Source organism: Mesorhizobium sp. WSM4844, assembly GCF_055811775.1.
The window spans coordinates 199,033-219,920 of the sequence record NZ_JBVVQB010000001.1 but is presented as its reverse complement, the minus strand read 5'-3'; the positions used below and the strand labels follow the sequence as shown (position 1 = coordinate 219,920).

Below are 20,888 nucleotides of genomic sequence, written 5' to 3'. Positions count from 1 at the left end.
TGTTGATCGGTTCGGCGTGCCGCAATCAGGCGGCACGCCTGATTTTTTGCCGGCTATTCGATGTATTCGAACATCTCGTCCATGTTGCCGAACAAGATCACGGTGTTGTCGTCGATGCGCACCATCCGCCCGTAGTGGGTGGAGCTGTTGACCTCGAAGGTCTCCGCCGTCATCTCGCGGCCGAGATATTCGCTGATTTCATCCATCTTGAAGATCAGCTTGCCGGTGCCATCGATCCGGATCATCGCCGGTTGGTAGGTTACGGTTACGTTCGGCTTCAGGCCCATGAATTCAGCGATGGCCCTGGCTTCCACCGAGTCGTTCATGGTGACGCCGCACTGATGCGAAATCGTCTGTTCGAAGGTGATGTCCTTCATCGCCCTGAAGATGTTGGATTGCGATGCGTCGCGTGCTGCAGTTGACATGACGGTTTCTCCCTGTGTCAGCGCTTGAGGCCAAGTTCGCGGAGTATCTGACCAATCCGTTCCTCGGATTTGGCACGGACATCCGCAAAGGCGACCGGCTTGGAATGCGGCATCGACCAGATCGGCTGCAGGCCGGTGGCTGCCTTGTCGGCGAGCGCGCCGTGTTTCTCGACCCAGCCCTGGAAGAGCTTCTTGTTCGCCGCGCCGTGCTTCTCGTCGTTGGCGAGCATGTGCATGAGGTCGATCGTGTTGGCGAGGTTGCGTTCGTAGTCGGCCTCGGCTGCCGAGATCACCGCAGGCGTTATGAAGTCGTGGTTGGCGGCAGCGATCTGCATCAGGAAGCCTGAGCGGAATGCCTCCCCGACCAGCGGCTCGAAGACGATGTTGATGGCGAAATACTGTTCGAGATAGTCGGTCGCGCCCATGATGGTTTCGACCGCCTCGCGGGTACCTTGCCAGTTGTTGTCCTCGAGCCAGGCCTTCTTGCCAAGTTCGTCGTCCCAGCCGGGAAGGTCCATGCCGATCTCGGCAAGGTAGAGCGTGATGTCCTGGGCAAGCCGCAGCTTGTAGGACGAGTTGGTCAGCGTCGCGTTGTTGATCATCTGGGTGTAGCCGTAACGCTGCGCCTGCATCAGCGAGGTGCCGAGCCCGAATTCGGAGTGCTTCCAGGCGCCGAGCTGCGTCTGCAGAATCTTGACCCAGGCCTTGTCGAAGGTCTTGGGCGCCCCCGACTTGCGGGCGTTGTTGATGACGCTCTGCACCATCGTCTCGATTTTCGACTGGCGCTGGTAGTGCGTGCGTTCCCACTCCTGATCGGGGGCGCGAAAGGCATGCCAGTTGGAGCTCTGCGCAGCAGTGTTCTGCTTGACATAAGCGCCCTTGCCGTCGGCAAAGGAGATGATCCAGTCCTGGATCAGGTAACGCTCCGGGTCAGGCTGTACGTCGACCGTCATGTCTTCGTAGTGCGTGGCGCGCTGGCCCTTCGGGTCGAAATACCGGTACTTCCGGCTGTCGGAATCGGCAAAGATCGCCGCGCCGGCGGCTCCGGATCCGACTGAACTCGAGATAGCTGGCATAGTCTTCACTCCCTTGTTGCAGTTGTGGTTGCAGTTGCGTGGCCGTCCCCTCAGTGGGTCGGCGTAGCACCTGTCGATGTGGTGAACTTGTCGAAGAAGATCCGCTCCGTCTCGAACCCGTTCATGAATAAAACCGGCTGAAGCGCATCAATCATCGGTGGCGGGCCACAGGCATGGACATCGCCCTGCCCGTCGACCGCAAGTTGCTTGAGCTTGGCGTCGACACTCTGGTGTACGAAACCGCGTTCGCCTTCCCATTCGGCGTCCTCAGTCGCGTGCGACAGCACGGGAATGAAAGTGACATCCGAATGCTGGCCGATCAGCTCGGCGATCCTGTCGAGATAGAACAGGTCGTTGCGGGTCCTGGCACCGTAGAAGAAATAGACCGGACGTTTCTCGCCGCTCTTCAGATGGTCGTTGAGGATCGACCAGATCGGCGACATGCCCGAGCCGGCGCCGACCAGGACTAGGGGTCCTTGCCGTTCTTCCCGACGGAAACAGGTTCCGTAGGGTCCGACGACGGTGACTTCAGCTCCAACCTTGATTCCTCCGGAATCGAGTTCTCCAGAGAACTTTCCCTCAGGGTATTTTTTGATGATGAAGCAGAGTTTTTCGGTTTGGTCCGGCGTATTTGCCATGGAGAACGAGCGCGTAATCGTCTCCCCTTTTTCCGTGGTAACCGTGATGTCGACATATTGCCCCGCCCAGAACTTTATCGGCGAGCCGAGTTCGATCTCGATGCCGCGAATGTCGTGGGTCAGGTGCTCGATCAGAGCAATCCGGCCGTTGAACGTCTTCACGGCGATCGCTTTCGCCAAAATCTCCTCGTCGTAGTTGAGAAGCTCGACTTCCAGATCGGAGTAGGCGATGCAGCGGCACAAAAGGACGTGGCCGCTCTCCTTCTCCATGTCGTTCAGCGCGAAAGTCGAGTATTTCAGCATGTCGACTTCGCCTTCGAGCAACACGCTCTTGCAGGCCGAGCATTGCCCTTCCTTGCAGCCGTGCGGCAGGGCGATGCCCTGGCGGAAAGCGGCGTTGAGTACCGTTTCGCCATTTTCGACATCAAATTCGACGCCGACCGGGCTGAGCCTGACCGTGTGGGTTTCCGACATACGGACCTCCAGTGAAAGGAAGGGGCGGGACGAACCCGCCCCCCTTTGGCCTGATCAGTTGCAGGGGGTGATCGTGAAGCCGGCCCGGTATTCCGCCAGGTGCTTCTCACGGTCCGCGGGTGACATGGCACGCAGCGCGTTGAGCGGCGACCCGAGCTTGTTGCCTCGCACGTCGTCCAGCGTCCACATCTCCTTGTCGGCGAAACGCATATGCGGCTGCGGGACCAGCGTCTTGCCGTCGGAGCGGACGAAGTTCAGGTCCTTGATGGCATCGGCCAGATCCCAGCCGTCATAGAGCGTCTCCCATTCGCGCTTGCCGCTGAAGCGGCCCATCGCGGGTGTCGGACGGCCCTGATATTCGTCGGCGAACGCCACGGTGGCAGTCCACTTGTCGAGTTCGTGGGCGAAGGTGTGCAACTGGCCGTCGATCTCGCCGACCACCATATCCTCGCGGATCAGGCAGGGAACAAGGCAGGACCAACAGCGATGTGGATAGACGTAGCCGACGTCGCTGTTGAACAGCAGTACCTTCTCGCCCTTGTGGCTGAGCTTGGCGTACCATTTCCAGAAGTCGCCGAATTCGGCGTACCAGCCCGGATATTTGTGCTCGAACCACTCGAAGTCCTTGTCGGTCTGGGCTTCGATGCGCCAGAAGTTGACCGGCCAGCCGACCGCGAAGAACTGTCCGACCTTGTGGACATAGTTCTTCTTGGTGATGCGTTCCCAGGCCGCCTGGACGTCGTCGTGATGGACCTTGATGCCGTATTTCTCGAGCGGCAGCATGTAGGTGCGGTAGTAATCCTCATAGATCCAGCGGTGCCACATTTCCGCGTAAGACTCCTTGTTCTTGTCGCGGTTGGTGGTGCCGTATTCGATGAAGGTGCCGATGGCCGCATCGACGATCGCGTGGTTCTGCCAGAAGGCATAGCGCAGGTCGCGCTCGAGCAAGAGGTGATTTTCCGGCTCCTTGAGCGCCGCCATCAGCAGTGAGTGGCCATTACCGATATGCCGGCTCTCGTCGGACTGCACCGACAGGAAGACGGTCGGCAGCGCATAGTCACCGTTGCGGGCGGCTTCCGAAGGCATGGCGACAAAGAGCGTGTTGGTAAAGGCGGTTTCGGCCACCACGGTCAGGTACATGCAGGCGGCAGTCATGGTGTCGCCGGTGATGAAGCCTTCAGCGAACTGCCGGCCGATGGTCGTGGCGTAGCATTTTCCGAAGGCTTCCTCGGTGATGTCGAAGCCAGCCGGATCGATGTAGTTCTCCATGTACCATTTCTTCAGGTTCATCTGGATCGTCGAGTGCCGGAACTCGTCGATCATCTGCATCGTGAAGCCGGTCCTGAGTTCCTCGCCAGGAGCGATACGGGCGACCATCGCCATCGAGCGGGCAGCCGAGATTTCCGGGAAGGGAATGATCGCCAGAAAGAGTTTCATCCACTCGACCCAGCGCGGTTCCACATTGCGGAACATGTCGCCGCGCAATGCCGCATCCAGCGCGCCGTAAACCCGGTTGTCCTTCTCTTCCTGCATCGGGAAGTAGGACCGCAGGACCTGTTTCATCGGGTCGCGCGGCGTCTTGTTGATCTTATAGTCCGTCGGAAACGTCATCGCTTCCTGGACGTAGGAAGGATTCCAGCCGAGATCGGCAATCTTCTTGGTTGCCTCGCCGACGGAAATTCCGCGTTGCGAGGTAATTTTGTTGAGCGTCAGAGACGTCATGGTCATAAGCCTCCACCAGGTTTGAGCCGCAGGTCCCTTGACCCCCGGCATGGAGCGGCGCACGGCACCGCTAGTGAGAGTGCGAACGGCACGACAAAGGGTTGCGCATTCAGGCGCGACTCATGGTCCGGCCATTCAAGTGGATCGTGGCAAAGGTTCTCGAGGCGTCTGGCAGGGACCGCGGCGCCAACCGCATATGCGATGGGCGTATCGAAGCGACGTGACCTGCTTCCTCCGTTCCTTCGTTCTTTTGGCACCGCGTCAAAAGCGCGATGGGCTTCTTATGGAAATGTATAAAGCAAGCGCCGTGCCAATTTGAAAATGGCGCCCGTGCCTGACGCTAAAAACAAATCGCCGCCCTTTCGGCACATGAAGAGGAACGGCAACTGTAACGTTCTTTTACAGTTGTAACGTACGCATGTAATATTTAATATCTATTCGCAATTGCGATATATCAAGTTAGCATTCGCAGCAAATTTGAAAAACACGCATCATCTATTTTATTCTTCTCCTTTCTCTACTATTTGAGGGCGATGGCTCACTGACGGGCCTCGCACTGGAGAAAAACCGTGGCGAACGACAAAGACAGCCGGAGGCAGCCCGAGCCAATGTCCAGCCAGGCTGACGGCGTCACAGGCGATCTTGTCAGGCTGATGCCCAGTGACCTGGTCTTTGTCATGCGCTTCATGGGCGAGAGCCAACATCGCCTCCAGAGCCACTTCCAGGACTTCATCCGGGCCGAGCTTGCCGCCGGCGGCGTCACCACGGAAACGCATCCGATGATCCATCTGTTCATCGAGAACCATGCGATCCTGTTGCGCGACTTCGTGTTTTCCGGCGTTTCGCTGTCGCGGCAGTTCCGCGTCGAGGAGATCGAGCGCCTTACCGGCGATACGACATCGATGATCCGCGTCGACATCTGGGATCAGCTCAAGAGCCACATCGAAACGGCCGAAAAACAGTTCCAGTCGCAGGCCGGCACATTGCCCAAATTGCTGTCGGCTTTCGAAAAACTACCCGGACCGACGGCTGGGACCGAAAAATGATGGAGGATCCGATGGGGCAAACTACCAGGCGTGACATGTTGCTCGCCCGCCGGCTCGATCTTGTCGCCAACGTCTCCGCGCTGACTGCCGAGGCGCTGCGGCTCAATCAGATACGCGCCGGTATCGAGATGGATGTGCTGCGCCTGGAACTCGAAATCGGCAGGAGCGGCGCCAGCGCGCAACTGGTGCAGGATTTGCATGAGGCGGAGGAGAGAGCCGCGGCGGTCATGCAGGAAGGCGCGAGGTGCGAGCAATGCATCGCCGCCGCGGAAGCCGACGTCGAGGACGTCGACCGCAGCCTCGCGGCGACGGTGGGTAACTGACGAAGGGAATGGTCATGAACCAGCACGCGATACAGAACCTGACCTTGTTCGACCTGCTGGCGCGAAGCTGGCGTCGCCCGTCGGCGATCGCCGACCTGCGCTTCAGCGCCGATGGCTCGGCTGTCGCATACACCAGCGTCGACGGAACGGTCGCCATAGCCGCAGTCGCGGACCAGGAGCCGCCGGAATCGCGGATCAGGGTGAGCGGCGATCTCGGCCAGACGACGATCCGCCCGCGGGAGAAGCCACCGGCACCATTGATCGCCACCGCTGCATTGGGGGATGGAGACGTCCCGCTCGCCAGCTATTTTTCCTTCGGCTTCCTCGTTGGAACGGCGGCTGGCGAAGCGGTGCATCTGGCCGCGGACGGCAATGTGATGGACACGCTGGTCAAGATCGACGGGCCGGTCGTCGCCGTCGACCACAACCCCCGGACGGCCATCACAGCCGTCAGCAACGGCCAGGATGTCTTCCTGGCACGCGGCCAAGGCGATGCAGTACGACTGCGACACGATGCGACACCGTCCACGGGTGCGCTTGCCTTTTCGCCAGGCGGAAGGCGCCTCGCCCATGGCCTAGGCGACGGATTGTCGATCTGGGCGGTCGACGGCGACGCTACCCCGATACGCGAGGTGTCTTTTTCGGCGCGCCCGGTGTCGATTCGCTGGAGTGGCGATGGCACATGGCTGGCCTGTCGGCTCGAAACAGGCGGCTTTGCCCTGGTCAGCATGACCGATGATCGCTACGGCATCGTCGAGGGGTTTCCATCGCCGGTCAGGACACTGTGCTGGAGCCGGCCGGAGCATGCGCTGTTTGCGTCGGGCGCCTTCCGGATCGCCGGCTGGTCGATGACCGCTCCGCCACTTGACGGCGACACCTCGGGCGCGCTGGAGACTGGCCGAGCCGGGCTGGTTCCGGTCGAGACAGTGGCTGCGCACCCGGAGAAAAAACTGATTGCGGCCGGCTATGCCAACGGCCGGATCACCATCGCCCAGATCGGCGCGCGAGACGAACTCCTCGTCAGGCCGCTGGGCAGCGCGGTAACCGCGCTTGCCTGGTCCGGCGACGGACGCCACCTGGCAGTGGGCTCAGCCGACGGCACCGCCGCGATCGTCACCTTTCCCGCACAGATGTTCAAATAGCAAAGGCAGGCCGCATGCAAAAGGAGCACAAAATGCAAACCGAACCCACCCCCGAGGACGAGAGCAAGGACGAGTTTTTCGAACGGCTCGCCAAGCTGTCGGAAGAAATGGTGGCCAAACACGGCAAGGATTTCAGTATGGGCGCATTGGTGCTTGCCGCCCGCTGGATTGCCGAAAACCGCGTCGGCCAGTTGAAGACCAACTAAACTCACGACCAATCAATGCGCTCGAAAAGCCAAAGCTCCGAAGGAGCTTTCAGGCGGATTCGCCGTACAGGTTTTGCGCTGGGCTGGCTGTGTATGCCATTCCTTCAGATTGCGACTTACCCTGTTCGAGGGCTCACCCAGGCGCAACTCAATCCAGCGCTCGCAGATGCCGCAGGTACCACCCTACAGTCGGTGCGCTGGCGATCGGCGCAGGTTTCAGTTGCGCCGTAGTCATTGATGGCAGTGTCCATCACGGAGCGCATGGGGAGCCGGCCTGCGTTATGAGCGCACCACCAGAGGCACCAGACCCTCATGGCGGTGGTCGAGATAACACGCAACACGGTCGCCAATGCGCTCGAAGATGAGATCGACTTTCGCCTCGCCGATGGCCAGGTGGCGGATAACGATGTTGTCGATGCCGATCGGCAGCCGCGGGCGTTCGACGGTGATCTCGCGCTTCCAGCCGTCAACCCGGATGCCGAGACAGGCCTGCAGCATCATGAAAGCGGAGCCAGCCGACCAGGCTTGCGGCAGGCAGGCGACCGGGTAGGCCACCGGTGAATCGCTGGCCGCACGCGTAAAGCCGCAGAACAGCTCTGGCAGCCGCATGTTGAAACGGACCGCCGCCTCGAACATACCGCTCATCAGCTTCACGACGCTGTCGCGTTCGTGATAGCGGGCGAGCCCGGAGGCGCAGAGCGCGGTGTCGTGCGGCCAGATCGAGCCATTATGATATGACATCGGGTTGAACGGGATCTCGTCGTCGGCCAGTGTGCGAACGCCCCAGCCACTATGAAGATGAGCAGAGAGCAACTGGCTGGCAAGTGCCTGCGCCCGTTCCGCCGACGGCAGCCCGACATAAAGCAGGTGACCGGCGTTGGACGTGCGGACCGCGCATTGCTTGCCTTCCCCGTCGATCGCCAAAGCATAGAAATCGCGGTCCGGCATCCAGAAATGCGTCTCGACCGCCTGACGGATCCTCTCTGCCAGGGCGCTCCAGTGCGCCGCCTTGGCGTCGTCGCCGCGCCTGACGGCTAGCGCCGCCATCCCTCGATATGCGGCGAAGGCATAACCTTGCACCTCGACCAATGCGATCGGCCCTTTGGGGATGGTGCCGTCGGCATGGAAGACGGCATCGGAACTGTCCTTCCAGCCTTGGTTGAACAGACCCGTGTCGGCCGCCCTGTTGTAGGTGACAAAGCCTTCCCCATTGCGGGCTCCGACCTCTTCCATCCACGCGGTGGCAGCGCCCAGCGAGTCCCACATGCGATCGACAAACGCCTCGTCTCCTGTGCGTTCGGCGTAGGACGAAGCCAGGTAGACATAGAGTGGCGTGGTGTCGACGCCGCCATAGTAGCGGCCGAACGGTAGCTCACGCAGCACCGCCATTTCTCCCTTGCGGGTCTCATGCATGATCTTGCCAGGTTCGGCATCATCGAACACAGAGGTGTCGGTCGACTGATAGTGGGCAAGATAGGCCAGTACCCCACGGGCAAGCTCGGGATTGAGCCAGAGCATCTGCAAGGCGGAAATGACGCCATCGCGGCCGAAAGCCGTCGAAAACCACGGGATGCCGGCATAGGGGTATGGCCCCGTCTCCAGATCCGTCGTCAGCAGCGCGATGTCGGCGCGCGTGCGTGTCAGCCAGTCATTGAACACGCGGCCAGAGCTGAACACGGTGGCGCCCTGCCGGCGCTTTGAGCGCATGGCAAAGCGGGCGCGCGCGGCGGCCGCGCGGAAGCGATCACTGGAGGGGACAGCTTCGCTGTGACCGACCTCCAGGTACAGTGCCCTGCTGTCACGCCTTGCCACGCGAATGAGGAAATCGGCGTGGTTGGGATGCAGTTGATCGGGCTTGAACGAGAATGCGATGACCGATTGACGGGCCACATTGTCGAGGCCTTCATACCGGAAGGTGACGCTCGCCGCGCCGACCAGCGCGTCATGGGCGCGACCGCGGCGGCTGCGTGTGGTGCCGCGCACCTCGAACATGTCACGGAAATCGGCGTCGAAGTCGAGCCGAACCGGCAGGACCACCTCGCGCGCGGAGTAGTTGGTGAAGGTGATGCGTTCGAACATGCGGTCCTGCCAGATGAACCGCGTCCGGTCGATGTGGACGACGCCCGGCAACGCTTCGCTGCCATTCGGCCCGATAGTGGCCAGATTGGTGAGATTGGCGGTAAACAGGATGTTGTCTTGCGACAGCGAGGCGCCGAGCAGCGACGGCATCCGGCCGCCAATGAACAGACGGAAGCGCGACAGCACACGCGTGTCGTCGCGGAAGAGCCCGTCGCCGGTGCCGCGTATGTCGCCGTAGCTGTCTGAGACGACGAAGCAGTCCTCGTGCTTCAGCGCAAATTGCCGATGCGGCTCGCGCGGCGCCATCTCGTCGATCGCCGGGAGCGCCACGGCTGGATCAAGCTTGCGGTCTTCCAGTTGACTGGTCATGGTCAACCTCTCCTGTTCAGAAGCGGCCAAGTGGCTCAGGCGCTGATCCCTGCCGGCTAACGCCAGGCAGCCGAGCCATCTCCCTGCTCCGTTAGCTAGATATAGTCATTATTGCGGTGTTTTTAGCGCGCCTGTTTCGAGAGCCAAGTGCTTTCGTTATGCCCTCCGAGAGCGAACGATAGATCGCCAAGCAATCGCTGCACATGCGCTCGACCGTGAACCGCTCTTCAAAAGTTTGTCGAACCGACGCATCTGAAAAATTGCCGCCTTGACGCGATGTGCATTAGGTCGTTTGTTGCGGGGCGGGAAAGCCACGGGAGGAACCATGGAAGTCACCCTGGGGGCGGGCAGCCTCGCAGCCGTTTCCACGTTTTCACGCCGATGATGGGCGAAGGCTTTCGCGCATGAGTTCCGGAGCGATCCTCGAAGCAGCGGGATTGACTAAGGAATTTGGGGGCTTTGTCGCTGTCAACAATGTCAACCTGACGGTGGAGCGAGGATCGGTCCACGCGCTGATCGGCCCCAACGGCGCAGGCAAGACGACCCTCTTCAACCTGCTGACCAAATTCCTCCAGCCAACGCGCGGCGCGATCCGCTACCAAGGCCGCGACATCACCAGGATGCAGCCGGCCGACATCGCGCGGCTGGGCCTTGTGCGCTCCTTTCAGATATCGGCGGTGTTTCCGCACATGACGGCACTCGAGAATGTCCGCATCGCGCTGCAGCGCCGGCGCGGCGACAGTTTCGATTTCTGGCGCTCCGAAAAAGTGCTCTCCAAGTTCGATGGCGAGGGTGCGGCGCTTCTCGCCGATGTCGGCCTGACCGCGTTTTCAGACATCCGCGCCAGCGATCTGTCCTACGGCCGCAAGCGCGCGCTTGAAATCGCGACGACGCTGGCGCTGAACCCTGAAATGCTGCTTCTCGACGAGCCCATGGCCGGCATGGCGCAGGAAGACATCGAGCGCATCTCGGCGCTGATCCGGCGCATCTCCAAGAACCGCACCATTTTGATGGTTGAGCACAATCTGTCGGTCGTCGCCTCGCTGTCGAACCGCATCACTGTGCTCGCTCGCGGCAAAGTCCTCGCCGAAGGCGACTATGCTGCGGTTTCCAAGGATCCGCGCGTTATCGAAGCCTATATCGGGGCCGGACATGCCTGAGGTTGAACTTGCAAGCAGGCCGGCTGCTGGCCCCTCGACGAGACCCCTGCTTCGCGTCGATGGCCTGCAGGGCTGGTACGGCGAGAGCCATGTGCTTCACGGCGTCAGTTTCGAGGTTGGCGAAGGTGAAGTGGTGACGCTGCTCGGCCGCAATGGCGCCGGCAAGACGACGACGCTGAAGGCGATCATGGGAATTCTTTCCAGGCGCTCGGGCTCGATCACCTATGAAGGTCGGGAAACGATCAAGCTGCCGTCGCGGTTGATCGCACAGATGGGCATCGCCTACTGCCCCGAGGAACGGGCGATCTTTTCCAGCCTCTCTGTCGAGGAGAATTTGATGCTGCCGCCGCAGGTGCGGCCCGGTGGGCTCACCGTCGAGCAGATTTTCGAGCTCTTCCCGAACCTGAAGGAACGGCTTTCGAGCCAAGGCACCAAGCTCTCGGGCGGCGAACAGCAGATGCTCGCCATCGGCCGGATCTTGCGGACGGGCGCCAAGCTCTTGCTGCTCGACGAGCCGACCGAAGGGCTTGCGCCGGTCATCGTGCAGCAGATCGGCCGCACTATTGCCCGGCTCAAGGACGAGGGATTCACGATCGTGCTCGTCGAACAGAATTTTCATTTCGCCGCGTTGGTCGCGGACCGTCACTACGTGGTGGAACAGGGGCGCGTGATCGACACCATCCCCAACCACGAACTCGACGCCAACATCGACAAGCTGCACGCCTATCTCGGCGTCTAGACATCATCAACGGCGCGTTGCGCCGCAATCGGAGGGAAGTAGCGATGAAAAAAATGGGATTTGTCCTGGCTTCGACGGCGAGCCTGCTGATGGCCGGCGCGGCCTATGCCACAGATGTCAAGATCGGCGTTCTGAATGACCGTTCCGGCATCTATGCAGACATCGCTGGCGAAGGCTCGGTCATCGCGGCCCAGATGGCGGTCGAAGACTTCAAGGCGACGGACAAGGGCATCAATGTGTCGATCGTCTCCGCCGACCACCAGAACAAGCCGGACGTCGGCTCGAACATCGCCCGCCAGTGGTACGACACCGAAAATGTCGATGTAATCGCCGATGTGCCAACCTCGTCGGTGGCGCTCGCCGTCAACGAGATCACCAAGGAGAAGAACAAGATCTTCCTCGCCTCGGGTCCGGCCTCGTCCGACCTCACCGGCAAAGCCTGTTCGCCCAACACCGTCCACTGGACCTACGACACCTGGGCGCTTGCCAACGGCACGGGCTCGGCCATGGTCGCACAGGGCGGCGATAGCTGGTTCTTCGTCACAGCCGACTACGCCTTCGGCCACGCGCTCGAGCGCGATACGACGGCGGTCGTCGAAGCATCGGGCGGCAAGGTTCTCGGCGCCGTCCGTCATCCTTTCCCCGGCCAGGATTTTTCGTCCTTCCTGCTGCAGGCGCAAGGGTCGGGCGCCAAGGTCGTCGGCCTCGCCAATGCCGGCGGCGACACGATCAACGCGGTCAAGCAGGCGTCGGAATTTGGCATCACCCAGGGCGGCCAGGCGCTCGCCGCCCTGCTGATGTTCATCAACGACGTGCATGCGCTTGGCCTCGAAGTGGCGCAAGGCCTCGTGCTCACCAGCGCGTTCTACTGGGACAAGAACGATCAAACGCGGGAGTTCTCTGCCCGTTTCCAGGAGCGGAATGCCGGACAAAAGCCTTCGATGATCGAGGCCGGAGTCTACGCTTCTGTCCTGCATTACCTTAAGGCCGTCGAGGCCGTCGGCGACAAGGATGCGGCCAAGGTGATGGCCAAAATGAAGGAAATGCCGACCGAGGATCCGCTGTTCGGCAAGGGCACCATCCGCGCCGACGGGCGCAAGCTGCACGACATGTATCTGTTCCGCGTCAAGAAGCCGGACCAATCGAAGGCTCCATGGGACTATTTCGAGACGGTGGCCACCATTCCGGCCGACAAGGCGTTCCGCCCGCTCGCCGAAGGCGGCTGTTCGCTCGTCAAGTAAGCGAGCCTCGCCAACGATGCGCCGAACAGCTCGGCGCGTCGTTTTGTCGATAAGTCAGCTGGAGCGACCATGTTCGAACTGCTTGGAATTCCGCCTCAGGTCCTGTTCGGGCAATTGCTGCTCGGGCTGATCAATGGCTCCTTCTATGCGGTTCTGAGCCTCGGGCTGGCGGTCATCTTCGGTCTCCTGAACATCATCAATTTCACGCATGGCGCCCAGTACATGCTGGGCGCCTTCGGCGCCTGGATGCTGCTCAACTATCTTGGCGTCGGTTACTGGTGGGCTGTGTTCATCGTCCCGCCGATTGTCGGCGTCACCGGCATCGTGCTTGAGCGCGTCCTGATCCGACGGCTCTATCACCTCGACCATCTCTACGGGCTGCTTCTCACATTTGGCCTGGCACTGATCATCGTCGGCTTCTTCCGCCAGTTTTTCGGCGTATCCGGCTTGCCGTACCCGCCGCCGCCGCTTCTGAACGGCGGGTACAATCTTGGCTTCATGTACCTGCCCAATTCGCGCGCCTGGGTGATCGTGGCTTCCCTCATCGTGTGCCTCGCGACCTGGTTCATCATCGAAAAGACCCGGCTTGGCGCCTATCTCAGGGCTGCGACCGAGAACCCGACCATGGTCGGCGCGTTCGGCATCAACGTGCCGCTGCTGGTCACACTCACCTATGGTTTCGGCGTCGCACTCGCGGGTTTCGCCGGCGTGCTCGCCGCGCCGATATATGCTGTCAATCCGAACATGGGGGCAGACCTGATCATTGTCGTCTTTGCCGTCGTCGTCATCGGCGGCATGGGCTCGATACTGGGCTCGATCCTCACCGGCTTCGGGCTTGGGCTGATCGAGGGCTTGACCCGCGTATTCTATCCGGAAGGCTCGGCGGTGGTGATCTTTGTCATCATGGCGCTCGTGCTGCTGGTCAAGCCCGCGGGTCTGTTTGGACGGAGTGTGTGATGACAACCGACACCAACCCGATCGCTATGGCGGCCATAACGTCCGTCGGCGCCGCGGGCATGCCCCGTCATCACCTTGCAATCTTCGCCGCGCTGTTCGTCTTCCTCATCGCCGCGCCATTTCTGCTCTATCCGATCTTTGTCATGAAGGTGCTGTGCTTCGCGCTGTTTGCCTGCGCCTTCAACCTGTTGCTCGGCTTTGGCGGTCTCCTGTCCTTCGGCCACGCAGCCTATTTCGGCATGGCGAGCTACGTCTCGGCCCATGCGGCAAAGGTGTGGGGCCTGACGCCTGAACTTGCCATTATCGCGGGCACGCTGGTGGCAGCCGTGCTCGGTCTCGCCATCGGCTCCCTCGCCATTCGCCGCCACGGCATCTATTTCGCCATGGTGACGCTGGCTTTTGCGCAGATGATCTATTTCTTCTCGCTGCAGGCGGCGTTTACCGGCGGCGAGGACGGCATCCAGGCCGTGCCGCGCGGCCATCTGTTCGGGCTGATCGACCTGCGTTCGAGCGAAGTTCTCTATTTCTTCGTGCTCGCCATCTTCTTCGCCGGCATATTGCTGATCTATCGGATCATCCATTCGCCGTTTGGCCAGGTGTTGAAGGCGATCCGCGAGAACGAGCCGCGCGCGATCTCGCTGGGCTATCGGGTCAACCGCTACAAGCTCGCCGTATTCGTGCTGTCGGCCACGCTCGCCGGCGTCGCCGGCGCAACCAAGGCCATCGTGTTCCAGTTGGCGTCGCTTACCGACGTCTACTGGACGATGTCCGGCGAAGTCGTGCTGATGACGCTGTTGGGCGGCATGGGCACGGTGTTCGGACCGATCGTCGGCGCGGCAGTCATCGTCACGATGCAGAACTACCTCGCGACATTCGGCGACTGGGTCACGATCGGCCAGGGCATCATCTTCGTTGTCGCGGTGCTGTCGTTCCGGGAAGGCATCGTTGGCGTCGTGGCAAAATGGATCCGAAAACCGCTCTGACCGGGTCGTGAAACCTAAATTTCGGATGATCCTGATCCACGGTCGACCAAGTGGGGCCGCAGCGACACGGCACACAGCGTGGTCAGCATCCTCAACTATGCAGATTTCTCATCGGATGCGACAACCAGCAGTTCGAATGTCACGCAGACGGGGTTAGCGTCGCGGCGAAGGCGACCTGCTGATATCACACCGTCCATGCCGACCAGCGCGATGTCGAGCGTGCAACGACCGGAGCGCACGGCGCCGTTCGTGACGAGAACTTCCGTCGCATAGGAGGAGACCGCCGAGCCGTCGTCGAAATCCGCGCCGACCAGGCTGCCGATGCCCTGGATCGAGGCGTGGTCAAAGCCGTGCCGTCGGCAAAGGGCTTCGATCGCCTGGCCGATATCCTCGTTGGGCCTTACCGTGCAGATGGCGGCGCGGCGGCCGCGGCGCTCACCCAGGAGCGGAGCCCCGATCGGCGCGAAAAGGCGAAAATTCGTCTCGGCGTCGTCGCGCACGTCGAACAGCGCGCCCTCGATACCCCAGGCGGTGACCTCAACCGGCTCCGCCAGGTGCGAGTCGAGCGGCAGGAGATGGCCCATGCGGCGCACGCCGTCGGGGGTGCGCCAGATGCCATGGCAATGAAAAAATGCCCGCTCGTCGCGCCGGCCGGCGACGAGGCCCGCATCCTCGATGACCGTTATGCCTTCCGGTGCGAATGTATCGCTGTACCACGCGGCGTGCGTGCCATCGGGAGAGGCGGCGGGGACGACGTAGCGCATTGGGTCAACCCGCGCGTTGCGCAGGCGGATATATCCGCTGCTGAACCCGGCGACCGCGAGGGCCTGCGCCACGGCGTCATTGATCGTGCTGCCGGCTTCAAGCCGCAGCGTCAGCGGCTCTGCGGCGCAGGGCATCGCTGCGAAACGTTCCGACGCGATCGGACCGGGATGGCGGATGCTGCGCATCGGAGCCATCTCAGGCCACAAGGCCGGCATGGATGAAGCCGCCATCGACGGCGAGAATCTGGCCGTTGATGTAGCTGGCCTCGTCTGAAATCAGGAAAGCCACCGCTCCCGCGATCTCGCGCGGCGTGCCGTAGCGGCGCTGCGGCACGCGATCCAACCACTGCCGGCGGACGTCCTCGGTGTGGACGGCCTGCGTCAGCGGCGTTTCGATCGGCCCGGGTGCGACGGCGTTGACGCGGATGCCATCGACGCCGAGCTCATTGGCCATGACGAGCGTGAGCAGATTCTGGCCGCCCTTCGATGCGCCGTAGGCGCTGCGGCCCTTGTTGCCGCAAAGTCCAGAAACAGAGGTGATATTGACAATCGCTCCCGGCAGCTTCCGTTCAAGCCAGTAGCGCGCCGCAGCCCGCGAGACGATGAACGTTCCGGTGAGGTTCACGTCGACAATGCGGCGGAAATCCTCGACGCTGGTCTCGACCGACGGCCGGTCCATCGCTATGCCGGCGCAGTTCACGACCGCGGCGAGGCTGTGCGCGGCGGTGATCCGGCCGATGGCCTCGTCGACAGCCGCTTCGTCGACCACGTTGCAGACGATGCCGCGTTCCTCGCGCAGGCCGAGATCCGTGCAGGCCGAACCCAGCGCTGGCGCGGCGAGGTCGAGGAGGAAGACCTCGAAGCCGCGCTCGGTCAGCAGGCGCGCCGTCTCAAGGCCGATGCCCGATGCGCCGCCGGTGATCGCCACGGCGCGGCTTTGGTGGCTGCTGTTCATCGCCTGCTCCTCATGCCGGGAGCTTCGGCTCGGACGGTCCCAACTCGCCGCGGCGCTCCAGCTCTTCGCGAATTAACTTCTTGGCGATCTTGCCATAGGCCGATTTGGGCATCGTCTCCCACCACACGAAGCGCTTGGGCATCTTGTAGCGGGCGAGCTTGCCTTCCAGCCAGCGCTCGATCGCGATCGTTTCGCGCACAACGCCGGCGCGTGCGACGCAAACCGCGACGCCGACCTCGCCCCAGACGGGATCGGAAATGCCGAGAACGGCGGCTTCGCTGATGTCGGGATGGAGCAGGATCTTCTCCTCGATCTCGCGCGGATAGATGTTGGAGCCGCCTGAGATATACATGTCGGACGAGCGGCCGGTGATGTAGACGAAGCCGTCCTCGGCCATGTGGCCGAGATCGCCGGTGCGGAACCAGCCGTTGCGGAACGCTGCGGCGTTGGCTTGCGGGTTGTCGTAATAGCCGGCGAAGACTGCCGGCCCGATCACGCAGATTTCGCCGGTTTCGCCGGGCGAGACGGCATTGCCGGCGTCGTCCTGGATCTCGACCTGCATGGCTGTGCGCTCGAAACCGCAGGTTCCGATGCGCGCTTGCGGGCCATCCTCGACGGAATGATCAGAAGGAGGCTGCACAGTGATATTGCCCGTGACTTCCCCCAGGCCAAAATACTGGACCAGAACCGGCCCCAGTTTCTCGAGCGCCCGCTTCTGGTCGGCGCGGTACATCGGCGCACCGGCATAAATGACATAGCGCAACGAGGAATGGTCGAACCGGTCGACGCTGTCGTCCTCGACCAGCATCTTGAGGATGGTCGGCACGGTGAAGGCGTTGGTCACCCGCCATTCTTCGACCAGCGCCCAGACCGTCGGCACGTCGAGCTTGTCGGTTGGCAGCAGGATAGACTTGGCGCCGTGCGCCACCTGCACGAGTTGGTGAATGCCGGCCCCATGCGACAGCGGCGCCACCACGATCGAGGCGTCGTCGCGCGTCGTGGCGGGCATCAGGTCGCACAAATGATTGGTGATGACAAAGCCCATCTGGCCATGCGTGAGCACGGCGGCCTTTGGCCGGCCGGTCGTGCCGGAGGTGAAGAAGAACCAGCAGGGATCGTCGCGATCGACGGCGACGCTGGCAACGGTCCGGCCGGCAAAACGGGCGGCGACGGCGTCGTAGTCATCGCCGAATTCGGCCGCGCCGATCGACAGGACGAAGTCGATCCCGGGGGCTGTTTCCCGGCAGGCAGCAGCATGAGCCGGGAAGACCGCGCCGCAGATCAGGCCACGCGCGCCGCTCGCCTTGGCGAGGTAGGCGACTTCGTCCGGCGACTGGCGGTAGTTCGCCGGCACCCAGACGGCCCCGAGCCGGAAGCAGGCGAACATTGATTCGAACATCTGGTTGCAATTGGCCGACTGGATCAGGATACGGTCGCCCTTTGTCACGCCGAACGCGTCGCGGAGTGCAGCGGCCATCGCGTTGACGCGCGCTTCCATCTCGCGCCATGTCCACTGCCGCTCGCGCCAGACGAAGCCGATGTCGTGCGGGTTGCGGCGTGCCGCCTGGGTCAAAAAATGCGAGAGGTTCATGACGCGCGTGGAGGGAGGCGTCACGCCGCCTGCAGCCATGGTCATCACTTCGCGCGCTCCAGCGACGACACGTAGACGAAGATGGCGGCGACGTCGCCGGGCTCGACACCGGCATGAGCAAGCGTGGGCGCCGCTGCCGCCGCCATCAACTGCCCGGTGTTTTCCAATTCCGACTTTCCTAACGCGGAATGCGCCCGTCCGTCGGTGTGAGCCTTCGTCATTGTGACAACCTCCTGGTGCGCGGCTTTAAAGTGGGGTGCTCGCGCACATGCGCGCGCGAGGCGAACATCTGGGCAAGCCGTTCCTCGACGCGCCTTGCCTCCTGCATGAGATATCCGACGAGCTCGACCTGTCTTGCCGGCTGCATCCGGCTGTCGATCGCCGCGATCGACAGTGCGCCGACTGGCCGCGCGTCGGCGCTGCGAAGCACAACCCCGACGCCCCAGGAATTGGTGACGATCCGGCCGGGATTGAGCGAATAGCCGTTGGCGCGCGTCGTTTCGACGTCGCGCCGGATCTGCTCGACCGGGAGCATTGGGTAGTCGGATTTGAGCACCGCGTCATTGGCCGCCAGCACCGCTTCCACTTCCTCGTCGGGGAGTGCAGCGAGCATGGCGAGCGAGCCGGCGCCAACGCCCAGTGGGTGCTCGAAGCCGGCCTGCAGCGCGTGAGTCCTGACCGGGTATGTGCCTTCCTCGCGATAGAGGCAGACCGAGTATGTGTCGCGGCGAACTGAGAGGAAGCTGGCATCCTCGGTCTTTCTGGAAAGGCGCAGCAGGCTTTCCATCGAGACCTGAAGCAGGCCGAAACGTCGCGAGGCGAGGCTGCCCAGCACGTAGGCCTCCTCGCCGAGATAATAGCGCCGCGTCGTCTCGTCCTGCTCGATCATTCCCGCGCGCATCAGCGCCAGCAGCAGGCGGCGCGTTGTCGGCTTGTTCAGCCCACTCTCCTCGACGATATCGGAGAGCGAAACGCCGCGGTCGGCGTGCCGGCCGACCATCGAAAGAAGGCTGAGCGCCCGGTCGACGCTCTGCGAGCCGGTCTGATCGCGTTCTGGGGGCAGTGCGATGTCCATGGTCAGCGGAGCTCGCAGACGGCGCAGCTTTGGCCGCCGTCGACAGGCAGGCAAACGCCGGTGACGAAACGCGCTTCCTCGGAGGCAAGAAACACGGCCGCCGCAGCGACGTCCCACGCTGTTCCCATCCGCCCCATCGGCACCATGGCGTTGCGGGCGGCCACCATCTCGTCGGCCGAACCATACTGGCCGGAAATCTGCTTGTAGATCATCGGCGTATCGATCAGGCCCGGCATGACGCAGTTGGCGCGAATACCTTGCCGGGCATATTGCATGGCCAGGGCCACGGTGGCCTGGTTCACCGCGGCCTTGGCCGCATAATAGGCGAAATAAGGATAACCGACGTAGCGTATCGCGGCGAGTGACGAGATATTGACGATCGCACCGCCGCCGCCCTTGAGCATATGCGGCAACACCGCCTTGGCGGTGCGGTAGACCGGTCCGATATTGAGATCGAGGGCGGCCTGGAACGCGTCCTCATCGAGTTCAACGGGACCGCCCATATGGGTCACGCCGACGTTGTTGTGCAGGATGTCGATGGCGCCGAACGCCTCCATTGCCGCCGCTGCTGCCAGTTCGACTGAGGCCAGATTGGTCACGTCGGCCGACAACGCGATCGCCTGGTTGCCTTCGTCGCGGATGATTTCAGCGGTTTCAGCGGCGGCCGCCGCAGCGAGATCGACGCAGGCGACGCGCGCGCCTTCGCGCGCGAAGGCGACCGCGGCTGCCTTGCCGTTGCCCCAGCCGGGTCCGGACGACCCGGCGCCAAAGACGATTGCGGATTTTCCCCTGAGCCGGTCGACCACCATCGAATTCCTTACAAAAATCGCGGCTGTTATCGGGCGGTTGAGCCACATGCCCTGCCCGCCCGGGAACTGCCCTGCGCTCAGGTCAGGCTGGCGCCAACAGCCTTTTCCAGGATGGCCCAGGCTTCGTCGCCGTACTTGCCCTTCCACTCGGAGTAGAAGCCGGCGTCCTTCAGCGTCTGCCGGAACGGGGCCGCATCCGGATGGTTGATCTTCATGCCCTTGGCGGCGAGCTCCTGCTCAAGCGTGGCATTGAGCTTGGCGACGTCCTCGCGCTCCTTCACGCCGGCCTCGTTGAGGTTCCTGGCGACGATCTCGCGCATGTCCTGCGGCATCGCCTCCCAGGCCCGCTTGTTGGCGAGGAACCAGAAGCCGTCCCACATGTGGTTGGTGACCGAGCAGAACTGCTGCACCTCGTAGAGCTTGGCCGTGGAGATGATGGCGAACGGGTTTTCCTGCCCGTCGACGATCTTCGTCTGCAGCGCCGAATACACTTCGGCGAAGTTGATGCTGGCCGGCGCCGACTTGAAGGCGGTGAACATCGAGGTCCAGAGCGGGCTGACCGGGACGCGAATCTTGAAGCCTTCGAGGTTCGCGGGCGTCTCGATCGGGCCGACGGAACTGGTGATCTGGCGAAAGCCGTTGTCCCAGATCTTCTCCATGACGACCAGGTTCGATTTCTCGATCTCGCCGCGCACATATTTGCCGAGGTCGCCATCCAACGCCGCCCACACCGCGTCGTAGTTCGAGAAGGCAAAGCCGATGCCGCTGATCGAGGCATTGGCGACGAGCGTGGAAAGGATCAGCGGCGACAGCGTGAAGAATTCGACGCCGCCCGAGCGAACCTGGCTCAGCATGTCGGTGTCGGCGCCGAGCTGGTTGCTGGGGAATATCTGGATGGCGACGCGGCCGCCGGTCTCCTCGCGGATTTTCTCGACGGATTCCTGCGCGCGCAGGTTCATCGGGTGGGTGAGCGGCAGGTTGTTGGCGTATTTGTAGTTGAACTCCGCCGCCTGCGCCCCGGCGTAGCGGATGGTGCTCACGAGCGGGATGGATGCGGCTGCGCCAATCATCAAGCTGCGGCGGGTGATGGTCATCGTGTTTCCTCCTGGTTGAA

21 protein-coding genes are annotated in these 20,888 nt (G+C 62.4%); 9 read left to right on the top strand and 12 right to left on the bottom strand.

Translation table 11 applies throughout. The features are described from left to right. Nucleotides 1-53: 53 nt before the first annotated feature. From AC0L2A_RS01010 to AC0L2A_RS00995, 4 genes are read right to left on the bottom strand one after another with little or no spacing between them, the layout of a single operon-like run. The gene (locus AC0L2A_RS01010) at nt 54-425 is read right to left on the bottom strand and encodes an MmoB/DmpM family protein (RefSeq protein WP_023799649.1); all 372 of its coding nucleotides are present in this window, start codon (nt 423-425) and stop codon (nt 54-56) included. A gap of 17 nt (nt 426-442) precedes the next feature. Continuing rightward, complete coding sequence (locus AC0L2A_RS01005) at nt 443-1,501, bottom strand: aromatic/alkene monooxygenase hydroxylase subunit beta (RefSeq protein ID WP_023799650.1); 1,059 nt, start codon at nt 1,499-1,501, stop codon at nt 443-445. 50 nt (nt 1,502-1,551) lie between these two features. Further along, entirely contained in the window at nt 1,552-2,613 is a 1,062-nt protein-coding gene (locus AC0L2A_RS01000) for a 2Fe-2S iron-sulfur cluster-binding protein (protein ID WP_473509461.1), read from the bottom strand. A 54-nt stretch (nt 2,614-2,667) separates the two neighbouring features. Then, entirely contained in the window at nt 2,668-4,341 is a 1,674-nt protein-coding gene (locus AC0L2A_RS00995) for an aromatic/alkene/methane monooxygenase hydroxylase/oxygenase subunit alpha (protein ID WP_023799652.1), read from the bottom strand. 563 nt (nt 4,342-4,904) lie between these two features. On the opposite strand from AC0L2A_RS00995, the gene AC0L2A_RS00990 reads away from it, so the two are divergent. The 4 genes from AC0L2A_RS00990 to AC0L2A_RS00975 are packed head-to-tail and all read left to right on the top strand — an operon-like array spanning nt 4,905 to nt 7,052. Further along, nucleotides 4,905-5,381, top strand: a complete 477-nt coding sequence (locus AC0L2A_RS00990; protein ID WP_473607170.1) for a hypothetical protein — start codon at nt 4,905-4,907, stop codon at nt 5,379-5,381. Continuing rightward, the gene (locus AC0L2A_RS00985; RefSeq protein WP_473533805.1) at nt 5,378-5,704 is read left to right on the top strand and encodes a hypothetical protein; all 327 of its coding nucleotides are present in this window, start codon (nt 5,378-5,380) and stop codon (nt 5,702-5,704) included. The genes AC0L2A_RS00990 and AC0L2A_RS00985 overlap by 4 nt, the downstream gene beginning before the upstream one ends. 14 nt (nt 5,705-5,718) lie before the next feature. Then, nucleotides 5,719-6,846: a WD40 repeat domain-containing protein gene (locus tag AC0L2A_RS00980; protein WP_473607169.1), complete on the top strand. Its 1,128-nt coding sequence runs from the start codon at nt 5,719-5,721 to the stop codon at nt 6,844-6,846. A 32-nt stretch (nt 6,847-6,878) separates the two neighbouring features. Continuing rightward, on the top strand, nt 6,879-7,052 hold the full coding sequence (locus tag AC0L2A_RS00975) for a hypothetical protein (protein ID WP_167366274.1): 174 nt from the start codon (nt 6,879-6,881) through the stop codon (nt 7,050-7,052). A 279-nt stretch (nt 7,053-7,331) separates the two neighbouring features. Here the strand turns inward: AC0L2A_RS00975 and AC0L2A_RS00970 are convergent, their stop codons facing one another. Further along, on the bottom strand, nt 7,332-9,500 hold the full coding sequence (locus AC0L2A_RS00970; protein WP_473607168.1) for an amylo-alpha-1,6-glucosidase: 2,169 nt from the start codon (nt 9,498-9,500) through the stop codon (nt 7,332-7,334). Nucleotides 9,501-9,904: 404 nt separating this feature from the next. Here AC0L2A_RS00970 and AC0L2A_RS00965 point away from each other — a divergent pair, with 404 nt between their 5' ends. The 5 genes from AC0L2A_RS00965 (at nt 9,905) to AC0L2A_RS00945 (ending at nt 14,580) form a co-directional block, all read left to right on the top strand. Then, nucleotides 9,905-10,660, top strand: a complete 756-nt coding sequence (locus AC0L2A_RS00965; protein WP_023799662.1) for an ABC transporter ATP-binding protein — start codon at nt 9,905-9,907, stop codon at nt 10,658-10,660. Continuing rightward, the gene (locus tag AC0L2A_RS00960) at nt 10,653-11,399 is read left to right on the top strand and encodes an ABC transporter ATP-binding protein (protein ID WP_473607167.1); all 747 of its coding nucleotides are present in this window, start codon (nt 10,653-10,655) and stop codon (nt 11,397-11,399) included. The genes AC0L2A_RS00965 and AC0L2A_RS00960 overlap by 8 nt, the downstream gene beginning before the upstream one ends. A gap of 53 nt (nt 11,400-11,452) precedes the next feature. Beyond that, the gene (locus tag AC0L2A_RS00955) at nt 11,453-12,640 is read left to right on the top strand and encodes an ABC transporter substrate-binding protein (RefSeq protein WP_413468402.1); all 1,188 of its coding nucleotides are present in this window, start codon (nt 11,453-11,455) and stop codon (nt 12,638-12,640) included. 69 nt (nt 12,641-12,709) lie between these two features. Continuing rightward, a complete protein-coding gene (locus AC0L2A_RS00950; RefSeq protein WP_027156409.1) occupies nt 12,710-13,597 on the top strand; it encodes a branched-chain amino acid ABC transporter permease in 888 nt (295 codons plus the stop codon). Further along, a complete protein-coding gene (locus AC0L2A_RS00945; RefSeq protein ID WP_473607166.1) occupies nt 13,597-14,580 on the top strand; it encodes a branched-chain amino acid ABC transporter permease in 984 nt (327 codons plus the stop codon). Before AC0L2A_RS00950 ends, AC0L2A_RS00945 begins: the two co-directional genes overlap by 1 nt. Nucleotides 14,581-14,675: 95 nt before the next feature. On the opposite strand, the gene AC0L2A_RS00940 is transcribed toward AC0L2A_RS00945, so the two are convergent. The 7 genes from AC0L2A_RS00940 to AC0L2A_RS00910 all read right to left on the bottom strand — a co-directional run bounded on the left by AC0L2A_RS00940 (nt 14,676) and on the right by AC0L2A_RS00910 (nt 20,868). Beyond that, nucleotides 14,676-15,530 carry a PCC domain-containing protein gene (locus AC0L2A_RS00940; RefSeq protein ID WP_473607165.1) on the bottom strand — a complete coding sequence of 285 codons (855 nt, stop codon included), beginning with the start codon at nt 15,528-15,530 and terminating at the stop codon, nt 14,676-14,678. A 10-nt stretch (nt 15,531-15,540) separates the two neighbouring features. Beyond that, nucleotides 15,541-16,299 (bottom strand): SDR family NAD(P)-dependent oxidoreductase, encoded by a 759-nt coding sequence (locus AC0L2A_RS00935; RefSeq protein WP_473607164.1) that lies wholly within the window; start codon nt 16,297-16,299, stop codon nt 15,541-15,543. Between the two features lie 10 nt (nt 16,300-16,309). Next, nucleotides 16,310-17,935 carry an acyl-CoA synthetase gene (locus tag AC0L2A_RS00930; protein WP_473607163.1) on the bottom strand — a complete coding sequence of 542 codons (1,626 nt, stop codon included), beginning with the start codon at nt 17,933-17,935 and terminating at the stop codon, nt 16,310-16,312. Beyond that, entirely contained in the window at nt 17,935-18,111 is a 177-nt protein-coding gene (locus AC0L2A_RS00925) for a hypothetical protein (RefSeq protein ID WP_473607162.1), read from the bottom strand. The genes AC0L2A_RS00930 and AC0L2A_RS00925 overlap by 1 nt, the downstream gene beginning before the upstream one ends. Next, nucleotides 18,108-18,965, bottom strand: a complete 858-nt coding sequence (locus tag AC0L2A_RS00920; protein WP_473607161.1) for an IclR family transcriptional regulator — start codon at nt 18,963-18,965, stop codon at nt 18,108-18,110. Before AC0L2A_RS00920 ends, AC0L2A_RS00925 begins: the two co-directional genes overlap by 4 nt. Nucleotides 18,966-18,967: 2 nt before the next feature. Beyond that, on the bottom strand, nt 18,968-19,771 hold the full coding sequence (locus tag AC0L2A_RS00915) for an SDR family NAD(P)-dependent oxidoreductase (protein WP_473607312.1): 804 nt from the start codon (nt 19,769-19,771) through the stop codon (nt 18,968-18,970). Nucleotides 19,772-19,851: 80 nt separating this feature from the next. Next, entirely contained in the window at nt 19,852-20,868 is a 1,017-nt protein-coding gene (locus AC0L2A_RS00910) for a TRAP transporter substrate-binding protein (RefSeq protein ID WP_473607160.1), read from the bottom strand. Nucleotides 20,869-20,888: the final 20 nt, after the last annotated feature.

Coding starts and splice junctions, on each gene's coding strand:
- AC0L2A_RS00950 (WP_027156409.1), top strand. CDS start 12,710: ATGTTCGAACTGCTTGGAATTCCGCCTCAGGTCCTGTTCGGGCAATTG.
- AC0L2A_RS00920 (WP_473607161.1), bottom strand. CDS start 18,965: ATGGACATCGCACTGCCCCCAGAACGCGATCAGACCGGCTCGCAGAGC.
- AC0L2A_RS00935 (WP_473607164.1), bottom strand. CDS start 16,299: ATGAACAGCAGCCACCAAAGCCGCGCCGTGGCGATCACCGGCGGCGCA.
- AC0L2A_RS00965 (WP_023799662.1), top strand. CDS start 9,905: ATGAGTTCCGGAGCGATCCTCGAAGCAGCGGGATTGACTAAGGAATTT.
- AC0L2A_RS01000 (WP_473509461.1), bottom strand. CDS start 2,613: ATGTCGGAAACCCACACGGTCAGGCTCAGCCCGGTCGGCGTCGAATTT.
- AC0L2A_RS01005 (WP_023799650.1), bottom strand. CDS start 1,501: ATGCCAGCTATCTCGAGTTCAGTCGGATCCGGAGCCGCCGGCGCGGCG.
- AC0L2A_RS00925 (WP_473607162.1), bottom strand. CDS start 18,111: ATGACGAAGGCTCACACCGACGGACGGGCGCATTCCGCGTTAGGAAAG.
- AC0L2A_RS01010 (WP_023799649.1), bottom strand. CDS start 425: ATGTCAACTGCAGCACGCGACGCATCGCAATCCAACATCTTCAGGGCG.
- AC0L2A_RS00910 (WP_473607160.1), bottom strand. CDS start 20,868: ATGACCATCACCCGCCGCAGCTTGATGATTGGCGCAGCCGCATCCATC.
- AC0L2A_RS00955 (WP_413468402.1), top strand. CDS start 11,453: ATGGGATTTGTCCTGGCTTCGACGGCGAGCCTGCTGATGGCCGGCGCG.
- AC0L2A_RS00980 (WP_473607169.1), top strand. CDS start 5,719: ATGAACCAGCACGCGATACAGAACCTGACCTTGTTCGACCTGCTGGCG.
- AC0L2A_RS00985 (WP_473533805.1), top strand. CDS start 5,378: ATGATGGAGGATCCGATGGGGCAAACTACCAGGCGTGACATGTTGCTC.
- AC0L2A_RS00970 (WP_473607168.1), bottom strand. CDS start 9,500: ATGACCAGTCAACTGGAAGACCGCAAGCTTGATCCAGCCGTGGCGCTC.
- AC0L2A_RS00945 (WP_473607166.1), top strand. CDS start 13,597: ATGACAACCGACACCAACCCGATCGCTATGGCGGCCATAACGTCCGTC.
- AC0L2A_RS00975 (WP_167366274.1), top strand. CDS start 6,879: ATGCAAACCGAACCCACCCCCGAGGACGAGAGCAAGGACGAGTTTTTC.
- AC0L2A_RS00930 (WP_473607163.1), bottom strand. CDS start 17,935: ATGACCATGGCTGCAGGCGGCGTGACGCCTCCCTCCACGCGCGTCATG.
- AC0L2A_RS00960 (WP_473607167.1), top strand. CDS start 10,653: ATGCCTGAGGTTGAACTTGCAAGCAGGCCGGCTGCTGGCCCCTCGACG.
- AC0L2A_RS00995 (WP_023799652.1), bottom strand. CDS start 4,341: ATGACCATGACGTCTCTGACGCTCAACAAAATTACCTCGCAACGCGGA.
- AC0L2A_RS00940 (WP_473607165.1), bottom strand. CDS start 15,530: ATGCGCAGCATCCGCCATCCCGGTCCGATCGCGTCGGAACGTTTCGCA.